This is a genomic window from Bradyrhizobium sp. NC92 (genome assembly GCF_025200865.1).
Lineage (GTDB): Bacteria > Pseudomonadota > Alphaproteobacteria > Rhizobiales > Xanthobacteraceae > Bradyrhizobium.
Genome location: NZ_CP104171.1, coordinates 8,228,242 through 8,245,367 on the forward strand (window position 1 = coordinate 8,228,242; position 17,126 = coordinate 8,245,367).

The window sequence follows — 17,126 nt, forward strand, 5'->3', positions numbered from 1 at the left end:
CGCACGCATACGCAAGATCGCGTATACTGCACCGCAAAATGCCGACGTAGGCTTCTGGTACGGAATTTGCGAGGGGTCCGGATCCGTATCGGGAGTGGGGTTAAGTGGCAGGGCGGCAGCGAATAGACCGCGTCAGGCGCCAGTACAATCAATGGGTCGCCAACCAGACGCTGGAAGATTACGCCCTGCGCTTCACCGCCAAGAGCGCGCGGCGCTGGTCCGCCGCCCGCGTCGCCAACACGGCACTGGGCGCGATCTCGTTCCTGGCGATGGAGGCGATCGGCGGGACGATCACGCTGAACTATGGCGTTACCAACGCGACCGCGGCCATCGTCGTGGTCTCCGTCATCATCTTCGGCTGCGGGGTGCCGATTGCATATTATGCCGCCAAATGCGGCATCGACATCGACCTGCTGACGCGGGGTGCCGGCTTCGGCTACATCGGCTCGACCGTCACCTCGCTGATCTACGCGTCCTTCACCTTCATCTTCTTCGCGATCGAGGCCGTGATCCTCGCCTCCGCGCTCGAGATGTGCTTCGGGATTCCGCGGCCGGTCGGCTATCTCATCAGCGCCGTCGTCATCATTCCGCTGGTGGCCTATGGCATCACGCTGATCAGCCGCTTCCAATTATGGACGCAACCCCTGTGGGTGATCCTTCACATCATTCCGTTCGCCGCGATCGCCTGGCACAACCCGCACTCCTTTGCGGAGTGGCACAAATTCTCCGGCGAGCACGGCGACCTCAACGGTCATTTCGATCTCCTGCTGTTCGGCGTTGCGGCCTCGGTCGTGTTCTCGCTGGTGGCGCAGATCGGCGAGCAGGTCGACTTCCTGCGGTTCCTGCCGCGCGACCGCCGCGCCTCCAGGGCCTCCTGGTGGATGGCGCTGATGAGCGCCGGGCCGGGCTGGATCGTGCTGGGCGCGCTGAAGCTGCTGGCGGGCTCGTTCCTCGCCTTCTTCGCGCTCAGCCATGGCGTGCCGCCCGAGGAGGCCGCCGAGCCGGCGCACATGTATCTCGAAGCGTTCCGCTATGTGCTGTCGCAGCCTGACCTCGCTTTGGCCTTGACCGGCACCTTCGTGATCCTGTCGCAGGTCAAGATCAACGTCACCAACGCCTATGCCGGCTCGATCGCCTGGTCGAACTTCTTCTCGCGTTTGACCCACAGCCATCCCGGGCGCGTGGTCTGGTTGGTCTTCAACGTCATCGTGGCCCTGCTGCTGATGGAGATCGGCGTCTACAAGGCGCTGGAGCAGACGCTGGCGCTCTATTCCAACGTCGCGATCGCCTGGGTCGGCGCGCTGGTCGCCGACCTCGTCATCAACAAGCCGCTCGGATTGCGGCCGCAGCAGATCGAGTTCAAGCGCGCGCATCTCTACGACGTCAATCCGGTCGGCGTGGGAGCGATGACGATCGCGACCATCGTCTCCATCAGCGCCTTCTACGGCCTGTTCGGGCCGACCGCGAAGGCGCTGTCGGCCTTCATCGCGCTCGCGGCGGCCTTCCTCACGGCACCGTTGATCGCCTGGGCCACGGACGGCAAGTACTACATCGCGCGCAAGCCGAAGCGGAGCTGGCAGAACATCGAGGCGATCCAGTGCTGCATCTGCGAGCATTCGTTCGAGCCGGAGGACATGGCTTCCTGCCCCGCTTACGCGGGTCCGATCTGCTCGCTGTGCTGTTCGCTGGACGCGCGCTGCCACGATCTCTGCAAGCCGCACGCGAGATTCCAGGCGCAGGTGTCGGAGACGCTGGGCAGGCTGATGCCGCAGCCGATCTACGCCCGGATCAACTCGCAAGTCGGCCACTATATCGGCGTGTTCGTGATCTCCGCCGGCCTGATCGCCCTGGTGCTGGGACTGATCTATCTGCAGACGTCGGCGAGCGTGCACGGCGACAACGAGCTCGTGTCCGACGTGCTGTGGAAGGTGTTCTTCTCGCTCAGCATCATCATCGGCGTGGTGGCGTGGCTGTTCGTGCTGGCGCAGCAGAGCCGCCGCGCCGCCGAGGCCGAGACGCGGCGTCAGACCACGCTGCTGATCCAGGAGATCGATGCGCACAAGCGTACCGACGCCGAGCTCCAGCGTGCCAAGGAAGTTGCCGAATCCGCCAACCTCGCCAAGAGCCGCTATGTGGTCGGGTTGAGCCACGAGCTGCGCTCGCCGCTCAATGCGATCAGCGGCTACGCGCAGCTGCTCGAGCAGGACACGAGCCTTGGCGCCAAGCCGCGCGACCAGGTCCGCGTCGTCCGCCGCAGCGCCGACCATCTCTCCGGCCTGATCGACGGCATCCTGGACATCTCCAAGATCGAGGCGGGGCGGCTGTATCTGTCCCGCGACGAGGTGCGCCTGAGCGAATTCCTCGACCAGCTCGTCGGCATGTTCCGCCTCCAGGCCGCGGCCAAGGGCATCGACTTCGTGTTCAGGCGGCCGGCAACGCTGCCGCGCGTCGTCTATGCCGACGAGAAGCGGTTGCGTCAGGTGCTGATCAACCTGCTCTCGAACGCCATCAAGTTCACCCAGTCCGGCAGCGTGCAGTTCGTGGTGCACTATCGCAGCCCCGTCGCCGAGTTCGAGGTGACCGACACCGGCCCGGGCATCCAGGGCGACGACCTCGAACGCATCTTCGCGCCCTTCGAGCGGGGCGCGCTCGGCGCCTCGCAGCCGCAGACCGGCACCGGCCTCGGGCTCACCATCAGCCGCCTGCTCGCCGGCGTGATGGGCGGGGACATCAAGGTCGCGAGCACGGTCGGCACCGGCTCGACGTTCAAGGTCAAGATCCTGCTCTCGGAGGTCACCAATCCCCAGCGCATCGCACCGGTGGAGGCGCCGGTCTCCGGTTATCACGGCGCGCGCAAGACCATCCTCGTCACCGACGACGATCCCGTGCATCGCGACCTCCTGCGCGAGGTGCTGACGCCGCTCGGCTTCATCCTGCTGAGCGCGCCCGACGGCGCCGGCTGCCTTGCACTGGCGCAGCATTGCCGGCCCGATCTGTTCCTGCTCGACATCTCGATGCCCGCCATGGATGGCTGGGCGGTCGCCGAGGCCTTGCGCGCCAACGGCCATCATCAGGCGCGCATCCTGATGGTATCGGCAAGCGCGCTCGAGGCCCATGGCACGCCGTTGGCGCAGCCCTTCCACGACGGCTACCTGATGAAGCCGATCGACATCCCGCGGCTGCTGGCGACGATTCGCCAGCTCCTCAAGATCGAATGGCAATACGGCTCGGACGAGGTCGCGGTGCCGTTATGGCATCCGGAGACCGGATCGAAGCCGCCGCTGCGGCATATCGAGGCGCTGATCGGGCTCGGCCAGATCGGCTACGTCAAGGGCATCCAGCTGAAGCTGGACGAGATCGGCAGCGAGCACCCCGAGCATGCCGACTTCGTCGCGCAGATGCGATCGCTGGTCGACCGCTTCGATCTCGACCAGTACATGGCCACATTGAAGACGTTGCATGCTTATGAGCATTGAACCCAAGAAGCGCGACGTCGCGCTGGTTGTCGACGATTCCCCGGAGACGCTGCGGCTGCTCACCGACGCGCTCGACGGCGCCGGCATGACGGTGATGGTGGCGCTCGACGGCGCCGCGGCAATGCGCATCATCGACCAGATCACGCCCGACATCATCCTGCTCGATGCCGTGATGCCGGGGATCGACGGGTTCGAGACCTGCCGCCGGCTCAAGCGCGATGCGGGCCTCGCCAATGTCCCGGTGATCTTCATGACGGGCCTCGCCGAGACCGAGCACATCGTGCGTGGACTGGAAGCCGGCGGCGTCGATTACGTGACCAAGCCGATCGTAATCGAGGAGATGCTGGCGCGGATCCGCGTCCATCTCGGCAATGCCCGGCTGACCCAGAGCGCGCGCGCCGCGCTCGACGTCTCCGGCCGCTTCCTGTTCGCGGTCGATCGCCAGGGCAATTTGCTGTGGGCGACGCCGCAGGCGCAGAAGCTGCTGTCCGACCATCACGGCGCACACCCCGACGACTTCGTGCTGCCGCCGGCACTGCTGCAATGGCTCGAGCAGGCGAAGGCCAAGAGCGGCTCGAGATCCCAGGCCGCGTCGCTGCCTGACAATCCGCAGCTCCGCTTCTACTACATGGGCGAGACCGCGCCGAACGAATTTTTGCTGCGGCTGTCCAAGGAAGCCGGCACCGCGCTGCCGCCCGAATTCACCAGCGAGCTAGGCCTCACCACGCGCGAGGGCGAGGTGCTGGCCTGGCTCAGCAAGGGCAAGACCAACCGCGACATCGCGCAAATTCTGGGCCTCAGCCCGCGCACCGTCGACAAGCACCTGGAGCAGATCTACGCCAAGCTCGGCGTCGAGAACCGGACCGCCGCAGCGGCGATCGCGGCGAATGCGACGAGGCGGAATTCGTGAGCGGCGTGTGAATGCGTTGGAACGCCGCCAGCCCAGTAAACAGCGTCGTCCCGGACAAGCGCAGCGAAGCGGAGCGCCGATCCGGGACCCATAGCCACAGGGAGTAGTTTGGCGAAGACTCGGAGTAGCCAGCTCGCTCTATAACCACCGCCTCGGAGTATGACTCCCGGGCTCGCTTCGCGCCCCGGGACGACGGTGGAGTGTGTGGCGATCGCTAACCGCCCCTTACATCGGAATCTTCAACTGTAGACAAACGCCTTGTCGTCCAGGTCCGTCTTCGGGATCTCGTCCTTCTCGGTCCAGTAATCCTGGCTGTGCTGCCATTCCGGCTTGTCGCCGCGCTTGGGCAACAGGTTCATGTTGCGCATCATGTAGCCGGGGTTGAAGTTTTCCGGGTCGATCCATGGCAGGATCGGCATGTTGTGGTCCTCGGGGCGCAAGCTCACCTCGACCTTCTTGGCACCCTTCGCCTTCATGTGCCCGAGCAGCCGGCAGACGAAATCGGCGACGAGATCGACGCGCAGCGTCCAGCTGGCGCGGAAATAGCCGAACACCCAGACCATGTTCGGCACGCCCGTGAACATCATGCCACGATAGGTGACGGTGTCGCCGAAGGCGAGCGGCTTGCCGTCGATCTCGAAGGCGATGTCGCCGAGCGCGGCGAGATTGAAGCCGGTCGCGGTGACGATGACATCGGCCTCGAGCAGCTTGCCCGACTTGAGCTGGATGCCGTTCTCGACGAAGCATTCGATCTCGTCGGTGACGACGGAGGCCTTGCCGCTGGCGATGCCCTTGAACAAATCGGCATCCGGCACGAAGGCGATGCGCTGCCGCCACGGCCGGTATTTTGGCGTGAAGTGGGTCTCGACGTCGTAGTCGGGACCGAGCACGGCGCTGATCTGGCCGATCAGCTCCTTCTTCACCTGCTCCGGCTTGGACACGCAGAGCTTGGTGAAGGCGTCCTGCTCGAACAGGATCTTGCGTCGCACGATCTCGTGGATCCAGGCTTCGTCGACCTGCAGCCGTCGCAGCTCCTCCGCGATCTCGATGGCGTTGCGGCCGAGGCGGAAATAGGTCGGCGAGCGCTGCAGCATGGTGACATGGGCGCATGTGTCGGTGATGTTCGGCACCAGCGTTGCCGCGGTGGCGCCCGAGCCGATCACCACCACCTTCTTGTTCGCGAGATCGATATCGTCGGGCCATGTCTGCGGATGGACGATGCGGCCCTTGAAGCGATCCATGCCCTTCCATTCCGGCGTGTAGCCTTCGGAATGGCGATAATAGCCCTGGCACATCCAGAGGAAGTTGGCCGTGAACGTCCTGGGTTCGCCGGTGTCGGTCGTCACCGCCTCGATGGTCCAGAGATTCTGCTCGCTCGACCAGCTCGCGGAATTGATCTTGTGCTGGTAGCGGATGTGCCGCGCAATATCGTTGTCGTCGATCACCTCCTTCATATAGGTGAGGATCTCCTCGGCGGTCGCAATCGGCGGGCCGACCCAAGGCTTGAAGCTGTAGCCGAAGGTATGGAGATCACTGTCGGAGCGAATGCCGGGATAGCGATGTGTGCTCCAGGTGCCGCCGAACGTTTCCTGCGTCTCCAGGATGACGTAGCTCGTGCCCGGAAGCTGCTTCTGGATGTGATAGGCGCTACCGATGCCGGAGATGCCGGCGCCGACGATCAGCACGTCGAAATGTTCAGAAGCCTGTTTGGCCGTGGCGTGACTGCGAACAGCGACATTCATTGTTGCTTCTATGCCTTGCTTGTCTTTGTGGCCGTCCTTGACCAGACGGCGCGTTTCCTCCGCGACGGGCATGATCACCCGCCGCGCCTCCGCTTCAAAATGACATAGATCAAGTCGCGGTCAAATCACAGTGCCGCACCCCAGCTCCGCGCAGTCTGCAAGATCCAGTCGCGATAGAGCGTCAGCGGCGTCACGCCGGTCAAGCCGCCGCAACCGTCGGCGCCGTTCGGTCCTGTCGACCAGCTGATGAGGCCGACGAGCGCGGGACCGTTCGGCCTGTCCTCGAACACGGGGCCGCCGGAATCGCCGGTGCAGGCGCCAATTCCGTCGCGAACACCGTTGGTTACGGGATCGACCAGGCGAATCTGCAGCGTGCCGGGCTGTCCTGTTGCAACGAGGCCGGCCACGCGCGTGGTACCGCCGCTCTTGCCTTCACCGCGAACCGTGACGCCGATGCCGGCGATGACGAAGCGGCTGCCGACCTGAATTGGAATCGTGGGCATGCCGACCGTCACCGTGGATTTTCCCTTCAATGGAATTTCCAATTGCAGCAGCGCCACGTCGGCGGTGGCGCGATGCGCCTGCATCGCCTGCATGTTGAAGTTCGGATGGATCGCGACGGTGCGCACGTTCAGCAATTGCGGCTGGCCGTCGCCGCCGCGATCGACGACCTTGTAATCCGCGCCGGGCTGAACACAGTGCGCGACTGTCAGGATTACCCGTGGCGCAATCAGGCTGCCGGTGCAGAAATTGCCGCGCGAGCCGACGATGGTGACGACGGCGCGGGCGACGCCATCGGCCTGCGGCGTGCCGCCGCCGACGATGGCGTAAGCGGGCGTCGCGAGCAGCAGCGCAGCTGCGATGAAGGCGGCAGGCTTCGTCATGGGAACACGCATCGGCATCGGTGAGGGCGGCGATTGCTTCAGGGTGGCCCTTGCCGATAGCGCATGCTAGCCCTCTTGGGAAGGAATTGACGAGGGCAGGATAGTGGCGATCGAGGCGGTGATCTTTGATTTTGGCGGCGTGCTGACGAGTTCGCCCTTCGAGGCGTTCACGCGGTTCGAGACCGAGCGCGGCCTGCCCGCCGATATCATCCGGCGCACCAACGCCGCCAATCATCTGGAAAACGCCTGGGCCAGGTTCGAGCGCGCCGAAGTGGACATTGAGACGTTCGACCAATTGTTCGCCGCCGAATCGCTCGCCCTCGGCGCGGAGGTGCGCGGCCGCGACGTGCTGCCGCTGCTGCAGGGCGATCTGCGCCCGGAGATGGTCGAGGCCCTGAAGCGCATCAAGGCGCAGTTCAAGACCGGTTGCATCACCAACAATCTGCCGGCCAACGCGATCGGCAGCATGACCGGGCGCTCGCTTTACATTGCCGAAGTCATGGTGCTGTTCGACCATGTCATCGAGTCCGCCAAGATCGGCCTGCGCAAGCCGGATCCGCGCATCTACCAGATGATGGTCGAGACGCTGAAGGTCGATCCGAACAATTGCGTCTATCTCGACGATCTCGGCGTCAATCTGAAGCCGGCGCGCGAGATGGGCATGACCACGATCAAGGTGACGAGCGGGGCGCAGGCGATTGCGGAGCTGGAGAAGGCGACGGGATTGAAGCTGGGGTAGCGCATCATACTCCGTCATTGCGAGCGTAGCGAAGCAATCCAGACTGCCTCCGCGGAAAGACTCTGGATTGCTTCGCTGCGCTCGCAATGACGGCGTGGAGCCATCTCGCCTGGTGAACCGACTACTTCGCCGCGGTGGCGATGCGCTCCGGGAACGCAGTTGCCAGCGCGGCACGATCCGGCTTGAGCACGCCGCGCTCGGTGATGAGACCGGTGACGAGCCGCGCCGGCGTCACGTCGAAGGCGTAGTTCGCGACCGGCGATCCCTCCGGCACGATCCGCACCGTCTCAAGCCGGCCGTCGGCGGTACGGCCGGTCATGTCGGTGACCTCCACGCCGCTGCGCTGCTCGATCGGGATGTCGCGGATGCCGTCATGAACGGCGAAGTCGATCGTGGGGGACGGCAGCGCGACGTAGAACGGCACGCCGTTATCGTGTGCGGCAAGCGCCTTCAGGTAAGTGCCGATCTTGTTGCAGACGTCGCCATTAGCGGCGACGCGGTCGGTGCCGACGATGGCGAGATCGACCATGCCGTGCTGCATCAGGTGCCCGCCGGTATTGTCCGGGATCACCGTGTGCGGCACGCCGTGATGGCCGAGCTCCCAGGCGGTGAGCGAAGCGCCCTGATTCCGTGGCCGGGTCTCGTCGACCCAGACATGGACCTTGATGCCGCGCTCATGCGCGAGATAGATCGGCGCCGTCGCCGTGCCCCAGTCGACGGTGGCAAGCCAGCCGGCGTTGCAATGGGTGAGAACGTTGACCACTTCGCCCGGCTTCTTCGCCGCGATCGCCTCGATCAGCTCAAGGCCGTTGCTGGCAATGCCGCGGTTGATCTCGACGTCCTGCTCGACGATCTCGTCAGCGCGCGCATAGGCCGCTTCCGCCCGTTCCACCGGGTCGATCGGCGCGAGCGCCGCGCGCATCTCGTCCAGCGCCCATTTCAGGTTGATCGCGGTCGGGCGCGCCACGACCAGCGTGTCATAGGCGCGCTTCAGCCCGGCGTCGGAGGCGTCCTCGCGCATCGCGAGCGCCATGCCGTAGGCGGCGGTGGCGCCGATCAGCGGCGCGCCGCGCACCAGCATGTCGCTGATGGCAACGGCCGCATCTTCACACGAGGTTAGCCGCGCAATGACGAATTCGTGCGGCAACCGGCGCTGATCGATCGCGCCGACCGACCAGCCGTCGCGCTCGCGCCAGATGCTGCGGAAATGCTTGCCGTCGACCTTCATGGCATTCTGCCTTTTCGTTCGTCTTGCGTCTCACGGGCGCAGGATGCGCCCGGCCACAGCATCGAGCTTCTTCAGGAGCTCGGGATCGCGCGCCTCGGGCGCCGTGATCAGCGCGGTGTCGAGCGCGCGGTCCGAACCGATCGGGCACGGCTCGTGCTCGCGCGGAAAATCCTTGGCCAGCCGCGCCACCAGTGCTTTCGCCTTGTCGGCATTCGAATTCAGCACGCGGATGATGTCCTGCACGGTGACCGCATCGTGGTCGGGATGCCAGCAATCGAAATCCGTCACCATCGCGACGGTGGCGTAGCAGATCTCCGCCTCACGCGCGAGCTTGGCCTCGGGCATGTTGGTCATGCCGATCACGGAATAGCCTGATGTCTTGTAGGTCATGCTTTCCGCATAGGTGGAGAATTGCGGCCCTTCCATGCAGACATAGGTGCCGCCGCGCGCGATCGCGATGCCCTCCGCTTCGGCGGCTGCCGCCAGATGGATGCGCAGCCGCGGCGAAACCGGGTGCGCCATCGACACGTGTGCGACACAGCCGCGGCCGAAGAACGAGCTCTCGCGCTTGTGGGTGCGGTCGACGAACTGGTCGACGAGAACGAAGGTGCCGGGCGGCAGTTCCTCTTTGAAGGAGCCGCAGGCCGAGAGCGAGATCAGGTCGGTGACGCCGGCGCGCTTTAGCACGTCGATGTTGGCGCGATAGTTGATGTCGGACGGGGACAGCCGGTGCCCCTTGTCATGCCGCGGCAGGAACACGATCGGCAGGCCGGCGATGGAGCCGCGCCGCAAGGGCGCAGACGGCTCGCCCCAGGGGCTCTTGATCACCTCTTCGCGCGCACCCTCGAGGCCGGGCAGGTCATAGATGCCCGAGCCGCCGATGATGCCCAATACCGCCTGCGTCATGCCTGCTCCACCCTGTCCGACAAATGTGACATGGTTAAGCTATGCCAGTTTTCAGGCAATTTTGGAACGGGAGATGGTCTCGATTTACGTCGTTGCGAGGAGCGCAGCGACAAAATTGCGAAGCTATTTTGCGCCGAAGCGACGAAGCAATCCAGACCGCCACCTCAGAGGCAGTCTGGATTGCTTCGCGGAGCCTGTCATCGGGCCGCGCTTCGCGCGGACCCGTTGGCTCGCAATGACGGGTGAGAGGGTCGGCTTAAGCCGCGGTCGCCAGCTGCAGCTGGGTCGCCACCATCCGCTCCAGCGTCTCGACGGACTGGAAATTCTCCGGCGTGATCTCGGACTGCGGGATGGTGAAGTCGAATTCGGCCTCGACCCCGAGCATGAGATTGACCATGTCCATCGAGGTCAGGCCGATATCGACGAGCTTGGCCGAAGGCGTAACGTCTGCGGCGAGCGAATTCTGTTCGAGGATGCCCTTCACCAGGTTGATGATGCGATTGCGCAACTCGGTATCGAAGGCCTGCATCGGTAAAATTCCCATCTGTTGATCGGGGTCGGACCGGACTACCGGCTACGATGGGCGCGGCCTGCCGGTCCTGCAATGGGCGGCACCAATACTTCGCGTTTCTTAGTAAACGATGACTCAGATTGTCCGAAATCCAGGCTTCTTCCAGAGTCCTAACGTGATGCCGGAAAATCCGGTGATGCGAACAACCGGACCTTAACTGTTCGTTCGGAATTGGGTTTTGTTTACCCTCTATTTCATCGACGAATTTGAATTAAATCCGTAGCCTCGTCTCACAAGCAAAGATGGCTGGAGGATCGCTTCAAGCGGCATCGTGAATGGTGCCGGCGATCTCGAACGGCAAACCGGAGGCGGACGAGCATGAACGTGCGTGAAGCAGTCCTCACTGTCGACGAAACGAGCTATCTCGAGCAGGGTCCCTCCCTGATCGAGCGCGCCGTCCGGACCGCCGCCGCGGCCGCGGCCGACGCAGACGGGGTCGATCGCGACGCCCGCTTCCCGCACAAGGCCTTCGACGTCGCGCGTGAGCAGAAGCTGCTCGGCGTGATGATTCCGGTCGAGTTCGGCGGCTTCGGCGCCTCGATTCACGACGTCACCGACATCTGCTACACGCTCGGACGCGCCTGCGCGTCCACGGCGATGATCTACGCGATGCACCAGACCAAGGTCGCCTGCGTCATCAGGCACGGCCATGGCATTCCCTGGATGGAGACCATGATGCGCCGGGTCGCCCGCGACCAGTGGCTGCTCGCCTCCTCCACCACCGAAGGCCAGAACGGCGGCAACATCCGCGCCAGCGCCGCCGCGGTCGACCATGCCGGCGACACCGTCTCGCTGATGCGCGACGCCACCGTGATCTCCTACGGCGCCGAAGCCGATGGCCTCGTCACCATCGCCCGCCGGGCCACCGACGCCGCCGCCTCCGACCAGGTGCTGCTGGCGCTCGCCAAGGACGATTATTCGCTGAAGCGGACGCTGGGTTGGGAAACGCTCGGCATGCGCGGCACCTGCTCGACCGGGTTCGAGCTGAAGGTCGACTGCCCCGCCGACCGCGTCTTCCCGGAATCCTATGACAAGATCCACGCCCAGACCATGACGCCGTTCGCGCATCTGTGCTGGTCGTCGGCCTGGGCCGGCATCGCCGCTGCGGCGGTAACGCGCGCGCAGGCCTTCATCCGCAAGGCGGCGCGCTCGTCCGGCGGACAGATGCCGCCGGCCGCGGCGCACTTCACCGCCGCCAAGATGTCGCTGGCCAAGCTGCGCGCGCTGATCGCCGCCAATATCGACGCTTTCGCCCGCGTCGAGCATGACGAGCGTGCGCTGGCCTCGCTCGACTTCCAGTCCTCGATCACGCTTCTGAAGGTGCAGGCCTCCGAGCTCGCGGTCGAGACCGTGATGCATGCGATGCGTACCGCGGGTCTTGCCGGCTACCGCAACGACGGCGAATTCACCATGGGCCGCCACCTCCGCGACGTGCTGTCATCGCCGATCATGATCAACAACGACCGGATCCTGGCCAACGCCGCGACGTCGACATTGATGAGCGGGGTACCGACGAGCCTTCGCGACTGACGTGCCTCCGCAATCGCTTCAACAAGAACAATTTTGAGATAGCAGGACATCGAACCATGAATATTGCCGTCCTCCCCGACTCGCCCGCCACCGCACCGCAGATGATCGATCCGCTCGATCATCTCGCCGACAAGCTGTTCCACCGCATGGGCGCCGATGGCGTCTATGCCCGCACCGCCCTCTATGAGGGCATCGTCGAGAAGCTCGCCGCGCTGATCACGGGCCATCGCGAGGCCGGCACCGAGGTGATGCGCTTCCCGCCGGTGATGAGCCGGGCGCAGCTGGAGAAGTCCGGCTATCTCAAGAGCTTTCCGAACCTGCTCGGCTGCGTCTGCGGCCTGCACGGCACCGAACGCGAGGTCAACGCCGCGGTGAGCCGCTTCGATGCCGGCGGCGACTGGACCTCTTCGCTGTCGCCGGCCGATCTCGTGCTGTCACCGGCCGCCTGCTATCCGGTCTACCCGATCGCGGCGAGCCGTGGCCAATTGCCGAAGGGCGGCCTGCGCTTCGATGTTGCCGCGGATTGCTTCCGCCGCGAACCGTCGAAGCATCTCGACCGGCTGCAATCGTTCCGCATGCGCGAATATGTCTGCATCGGCAGCCCCGATGACGTCGCCGATTTCCGCGAGCGCTGGATGGTGCGCGCGCAGAAGATCGCGACCGATCTCGGCCTCAGCTTCCGTGTCGACTATGCCAGCGATCCGTTCTTCGGCCGGGTCGGCCAGATGAAGGCGGTGAGCCAGAAGCAGCAGCAGCTCAAGTTCGAGCTGCTCATCCCGCTGCGCTCGGAAGAGCAGCCGACGGCGTGCATGAGCTTCAACTATCACCGCGAGCATTTCGGCACGACCTGGGCAATCCAGGACGCCGACGGCGAGCCGGCCCATACCGGCTGCGTTGCCTTCGGCATGGACCGTCTGGCCGTCGCCATGTTCCACACCCACGGCACCGATCTTTCCGCCTGGCCCGCCAAGGTGCGGGACGTCCTGGGCCTGCAGCCGCCTGTCGCGGCCGAGGCCCATGGCGAAGGCTGGCGCTGACCCAACTCACGAGGCCGGCCATTTCCACGGGCAAGACGAGCGTGATCCATACCAAGGTCCGATGCCGCGAGATCACCGAGTCCGACGTCGATAAGATCGCGGACTTGCTGACGCGCGGCTTCGTCGGCCGTTCACGCGACTACTGGATTCAGGGCCTGCGCCGGCAGGCCTTCCGGACCGTACCGGAGGGCTATCCGCGCTTCGGCTACATGCTCGACGACGACGGCACGCCGGTCGGCGTGCTGCTCTTGATCTACAGCGCACGCAAGGAGGGCGAAGAGACCGCCATCCGGTGCAATTTGTCGAGCTGGTATGTCGATCCGGCCTACCGCAACTACGCTCCGCTGCTGACCAAGATCGCCCAGCGGCACAAGCACGTCACTTATTTCAACATCAGTCCGGCGCCGTGGACCTGGCCGATCATCGAGACGCAGGGCTTTCGCGCCTATTGCCGCGGCATATTCTTCTCCGTCCCTGCGTTGGCGCGCGTCCCGCGCTGGAACAAGATCGAGGTCATTCCGCAGCACGCCAAGGAGATCAAGGGGCTCTCCGAGGCGGAGACCGAGCTTCTGACGCGACATGCGCGCTACAATTGCCTCAGCCTGGTGTGCCGCACGCCGAAGGGAACGTTCCCCTTCGTCCTGCAACCGGTGCGCATCCGCCGCGGTTTCATCGCACCTCCCGCCATGAAGCTGATCTATTGCCGGAGCGCCGCGGAATATGCCGAATGCGCCGGCCGCATCGGACGGCTGCTGCTGCGGCTCGGCAAGATCGCGGTGGCGATCGACGCCAACGGGCCGGTACCCGGCCTCGTCGGCATCTACACCGAGCGGCGCGGCCGGAAATACTTCAGGGGCCCGCATCAGCCACAGCTCGGCGACCTCACCGATACGGAGCTCGTGCTATACGGGCCGTAGAGCAACGCCCGGCTCTGTCGTCTGTGCGAGCGGAGCGGGAATATCGCCGCGCTCATCCGGAGCTAGGGCCTATCGCCTTGGCGGCGGGCCGTTTACGCGTGCGCTCACCATCGCAGGTCACCCTCCGTAAACTACGGCGCTTAAGGGAATTTTCCGGCCTCTTCGTTACCCTCGGCGGCTGAATTAGGTTGCATTAAGTCTATTGCTGGCCGAGGCCCCGCCGACCCCATGATGTCGACCCGCGACACCGAGCTTGGTACAGGCCGTGAGCAGGGCCCAGGCGCCCTGGTCGCGCTGAGCCAGCTTGCGCTCGACCACATGGAGCAAGGCGTCTGCGTTTACGACGCCGACAACCGGATCGTGCTGGCGAACCAGCGCTACCTCACGCTGTTCGACATGTCGGCCGAAATCGTGCGGGTCGGCACCAGCTACCGGGAGGTGCTCGCGCACAGCGCAAGCCGCGGCAACTTTCCGCAGGACCAGCTCGACGCGTTGTATTCGACGCGAATGGCGCAGATCGCCGCGGGCAAGCCGTTCCGCACCGAGCAGTTGCTGGCGAGCGGCCTCGTGATGTCGCTCCAGCTGAAGCCTCTCCCCGGCGGCGGCTGGATGACGATCTGCGATGACGTCACCCGCCTCGCCCGACTCGAAGCGGAACTGCGCGTGCAGACCGAGCGCAGCCAGCACGCGCTCGCCAACATGTCGCACGGACTGATCATGTACGACGTCGACAGCCGCGTCGTCGTCTGCAACGAACGGTTCCTGAAGCTTTACAACCTCGATCCCGAGATCGTGCAGCCGGGCATCGCGCATTCCACCGTGATCGAGCACTGGATGTCGCGCGGCAATCTGCCGGGCATGTCGGGCGACGAATTCTACCAGAGCCGGCTGGACGATGTGCGCAGCAGAAAGCCGAAGACGCTGCTGGTGATGCGCTACGACGGACGGATGGTGCAGGCAGTCTCCCGCTTCCTGCCTGACGGCGGCTGGGTGACGGTGCACGAGGACGTCACGGAGCGGCTGCAATACGAGGAAACGCTGCGGCAGCAGAATTTCATTCTCGATGCGGCGCTGGAGAACATGGCGCACGGGCTCGCCTTCTACGACAGCGAGATGCGGCTTCGGGTCTGTAACACCACGTACCGCAAGATCTACCTGTTGTCACCGGAGGAGACCCGGCCCGGCACCCATCTGGCCGAGCTGATCGAGCGATCGATGGCGAACGGCGCGTTCACCTCGGAATACAGCCCGCAGCAGATCCTCGAAGCCGCCCGCGCCCGGATCGCGAATCGCGATTCCTCGCCGATGCGCCGGCGCATGTCGAACGACACCGTGATCTCGGTGCGCTATTGCGCGCTGGCCGAAGGCGGCTTCGTCGCCACCTACGAGGACATCACCGAGCGCGAGCGCGCGGTCGAGGAGCTGAGCGAGCAGTACCGCCGGTTCGACGCCGCCCTGAACAACATGAGCCAGGGCCTGTGCATGCTCGACGCCAGCCTGCGCGTCATCGTTTGCAACCGCCGCTATATCGAGATGTACGGATTGTCGCCGGAGATCGTGAAGCCAGGCGTCTCGATGCGGGACATCATGGACCACAGCTGCGAGCTCGGCATCCATCCGAACATGACCGGCGCCAAGCTCTATGCCGACTACGTCGAGAGGCTGCGCGAAGGCGAGCACACGCTGCACCGCCATTTGAGCGACGGCCGCATCATCAAACTCAATCACAAGCGGATGGAGCACGGCGGCTGGGTCGTGACCTATGAGGACGTCACCGAGCGCCACAAGGCCCAGGCCCGGGTGGCGCACATGGCGCGGCACGATTCGCTCACCGACCTGCCCAACCGCACGCTGTTCCGCGAGAAAATGGGCGAGGGACTGAACCAGGTCGCAATCGCCGGCGGCGCCATGGCGGTGCTGTGCTTCGACCTCGACAATTTCAAGACCGTCAACGACCGCCTCGGCCACGCCGCGGGCGACCGCCTGCTGCGCTGGGTCGCGGCGCGTCTGAAGGAGAATGTCGGCGAGCATGACACCGTCGCGCGGCTTGGCGGCGACGAGTTCGCCGTGCTCCAGCGCGGGCAGCAGCCGCAATCGGCTGAGGCGCTCGCCCGCCGCCTCGTCGAGATCATCGGTCATCCGCCGCCGCTGGAAAGCCAGTCGATCCACGTCGGCGTCTCCGTCGGCATCGCGATCGCACCCGACCACGGGCTCGATGCCGATGAGCTGATGAAATGCGCCGACCTTGCGCTGTACCAGGCCAAGGCCAAGGGACGCGGCGCCTATCAGCTGTTCGAGCCCGAGATGGAGGAACAGGCGCGCAGCCGGCACGCGCTGGAGCAGGACCTGGTCGGCGCGCTGGAAGGGCGTGAATTCCACCTGGTGTTCCAACCGCAAATGCGGCTCGATTCCTCCGAGCTCACCGGCTTCGAGGCATTGCTGCGCTGGAAGCATCCCTCGCGCGGCTTCGTCTCTCCGGCCGAATTCATCCCGATTGCGGAGGAGAACGGGCTGATCGTTCCGATCGGCGAATGGGTGCTGCGCACGGCCTCCGCGACGGCTGCGTCCTGGCCCGGCGTCACCGTCGCGGTGAACCTGTCTCCGGTGCAGTTCCGCTCCCGCGGGCTGGTGGCGATGGTCACGAGCGCACTTGCGGAAGCCGGCCTGCCGCCGCAACGGCTCGAGCTCGAGGTCACCGAGACGGCGCTGCTCGACGACAGCAAGGCGACCATCGACATCCTGCACCAGCTCCGTGCGCTCGGGGTCCGCGTCAGCCTCGACGATTTCGGCGTCGGCTATTCCTCGCTGAGCTATCTGCGCAAGTTTCCGTTCGACCGAATCAAGATCGACCGCTCCTTCGTCGGTACGCTCGGCGAAAGCCCGGAGAGCGTTGCAATCGTAAGAACGATCGCGAGCCTCGGCTCCGTGCTCGGCGTCGAGACCACGGCGGAGGGCGTGGAAACCGAGGAACAGCTCGACTTCGTCCGCGAATGCGGGTGCACCGCGGTCCAGGGCTATTATTTCGGCAAGCCGTGCCTCGCCTCGGAGGTCAGCCGCACCATCGAGACGCTGAACACGGTCCGGCGCGTGGCCTGACCGCTTCGGCCGCTCAAATTCCGCCGCTCGGCACGCGGCCAAACGACCAATTGTCGCATCTGTCGGCTCTGTCGGCGCTAGCTGACCGAC

12 protein-coding genes are annotated in these 17,126 nt (G+C 65.0%); 7 read left to right on the top strand and 5 right to left on the bottom strand.

Features of this window, described 5'->3' with window-relative positions; all coding sequences use genetic code 11:
- The first annotated feature begins 104 nt into the window (after positions 1–104).
- Together N2602_RS38225 and N2602_RS38230 are read left to right on the top strand one after the other, a co-directional pair.
- Positions 105–3,476 (top strand): ATP-binding protein, encoded by a 3,372-nt coding sequence (locus tag N2602_RS38225; RefSeq protein WP_260381303.1) that lies wholly within the window; start codon positions 105–107, stop codon positions 3,474–3,476.
- Positions 3,460–4,386 (top strand): response regulator, encoded by a 927-nt coding sequence (locus N2602_RS38230; RefSeq protein WP_260381304.1) that lies wholly within the window; start codon positions 3,460–3,462, stop codon positions 4,384–4,386. The genes N2602_RS38225 and N2602_RS38230 overlap by 17 nt, the downstream gene beginning before the upstream one ends.
- Positions 4,387–4,625: 239 nt before the next feature.
- Here the strand turns inward: N2602_RS38230 and N2602_RS38235 are convergent, their stop codons facing one another.
- A complete protein-coding gene (locus N2602_RS38235; RefSeq protein ID WP_260381305.1) occupies positions 4,626–6,128 on the bottom strand; it encodes an NAD(P)/FAD-dependent oxidoreductase in 1,503 nt (500 codons plus the stop codon).
- Between the two features lie 125 nt (positions 6,129–6,253).
- Positions 6,254–7,012, bottom strand: a complete 759-nt coding sequence (locus N2602_RS38240; protein ID WP_260381306.1) for a trypsin-like serine protease — start codon at positions 7,010–7,012, stop codon at positions 6,254–6,256.
- 103 nt (positions 7,013–7,115) lie between these two features.
- Here N2602_RS38240 and N2602_RS38245 point away from each other — a divergent pair, with 103 nt between their 5' ends.
- On the top strand, positions 7,116–7,751 hold the full coding sequence (locus N2602_RS38245; RefSeq protein ID WP_172788878.1) for an HAD-IA family hydrolase: 636 nt from the start codon (positions 7,116–7,118) through the stop codon (positions 7,749–7,751).
- A gap of 121 nt (positions 7,752–7,872) precedes the next feature.
- Here the strand turns inward: N2602_RS38245 and mtnA are convergent, their stop codons facing one another.
- From mtnA to N2602_RS38260, 3 genes are all read right to left on the bottom strand, one after another.
- Entirely contained in the window at positions 7,873–8,979 is a 1,107-nt protein-coding gene (mtnA, locus tag N2602_RS38250) for an S-methyl-5-thioribose-1-phosphate isomerase (protein ID WP_260381307.1), read from the bottom strand.
- Positions 8,980–9,009: 30 nt separating this feature from the next.
- Positions 9,010–9,885, bottom strand: coding sequence for an S-methyl-5'-thioadenosine phosphorylase (locus N2602_RS38255; RefSeq protein WP_260381308.1), 876 nt, complete (start codon positions 9,883–9,885; stop codon positions 9,010–9,012).
- A gap of 256 nt (positions 9,886–10,141) precedes the next feature.
- Positions 10,142–10,414, bottom strand: a complete 273-nt coding sequence (locus N2602_RS38260) for a phosphopantetheine-binding protein (protein WP_260381309.1) — start codon at positions 10,412–10,414, stop codon at positions 10,142–10,144.
- Positions 10,415–10,774: 360 nt separating this feature from the next.
- On the opposite strand from N2602_RS38260, the gene N2602_RS38265 reads away from it, so the two are divergent.
- The 4 genes from N2602_RS38265 (at position 10,775) to N2602_RS38280 (ending at position 17,036) form a co-directional block, all read left to right on the top strand.
- The gene (locus tag N2602_RS38265; protein WP_260381310.1) at positions 10,775–11,986 is read left to right on the top strand and encodes an acyl-CoA dehydrogenase family protein; all 1,212 of its coding nucleotides are present in this window, start codon (positions 10,775–10,777) and stop codon (positions 11,984–11,986) included.
- Positions 11,987–12,042: 56 nt separating this feature from the next.
- Positions 12,043–13,023: an amino acid--[acyl-carrier-protein] ligase gene (locus N2602_RS38270; protein WP_260381311.1), complete on the top strand. Its 981-nt coding sequence runs from the start codon at positions 12,043–12,045 to the stop codon at positions 13,021–13,023.
- 41 nt (positions 13,024–13,064) lie between these two features.
- The gene (locus N2602_RS38275; protein ID WP_260381312.1) at positions 13,065–13,940 is read left to right on the top strand and encodes an acyl-CoA acyltransferase; all 876 of its coding nucleotides are present in this window, start codon (positions 13,065–13,067) and stop codon (positions 13,938–13,940) included.
- 231 nt (positions 13,941–14,171) lie between these two features.
- Positions 14,172–17,036 (top strand): PAS-domain containing protein, encoded by a 2,865-nt coding sequence (locus N2602_RS38280; RefSeq protein WP_260381313.1) that lies wholly within the window; start codon positions 14,172–14,174, stop codon positions 17,034–17,036.
- Positions 17,037–17,126: the final 90 nt, after the last annotated feature.

Excerpts from the sequence above, each read along its gene's own strand:
- N2602_RS38230 (WP_260381304.1), top strand. The coding sequence starts at position 3,460 with ATGCTTATGAGCATTGAACCCAAGAAGCGCGACGTCGCGCTGGTTGTC.
- N2602_RS38235 (WP_260381305.1), bottom strand. The coding sequence starts at position 6,128 with ATGAATGTCGCTGTTCGCAGTCACGCCACGGCCAAACAGGCTTCTGAA.
- N2602_RS38240 (WP_260381306.1), bottom strand. The coding sequence starts at position 7,012 with ATGACGAAGCCTGCCGCCTTCATCGCAGCTGCGCTGCTGCTCGCGACG.
- mtnA (WP_260381307.1), bottom strand. The coding sequence starts at position 8,979 with ATGAAGGTCGACGGCAAGCATTTCCGCAGCATCTGGCGCGAGCGCGAC.
- N2602_RS38255 (WP_260381308.1), bottom strand. The coding sequence starts at position 9,885 with ATGACGCAGGCGGTATTGGGCATCATCGGCGGCTCGGGCATCTATGAC.
- N2602_RS38260 (WP_260381309.1), bottom strand. The coding sequence starts at position 10,414 with ATGCAGGCCTTCGATACCGAGTTGCGCAATCGCATCATCAACCTGGTG.
- N2602_RS38265 (WP_260381310.1), top strand. The coding sequence starts at position 10,775 with ATGAACGTGCGTGAAGCAGTCCTCACTGTCGACGAAACGAGCTATCTC.
- N2602_RS38270 (WP_260381311.1), top strand. The coding sequence starts at position 12,043 with ATGAATATTGCCGTCCTCCCCGACTCGCCCGCCACCGCACCGCAGATG.
- N2602_RS38280 (WP_260381313.1), top strand. The coding sequence starts at position 14,172 with ATGTCGACCCGCGACACCGAGCTTGGTACAGGCCGTGAGCAGGGCCCA.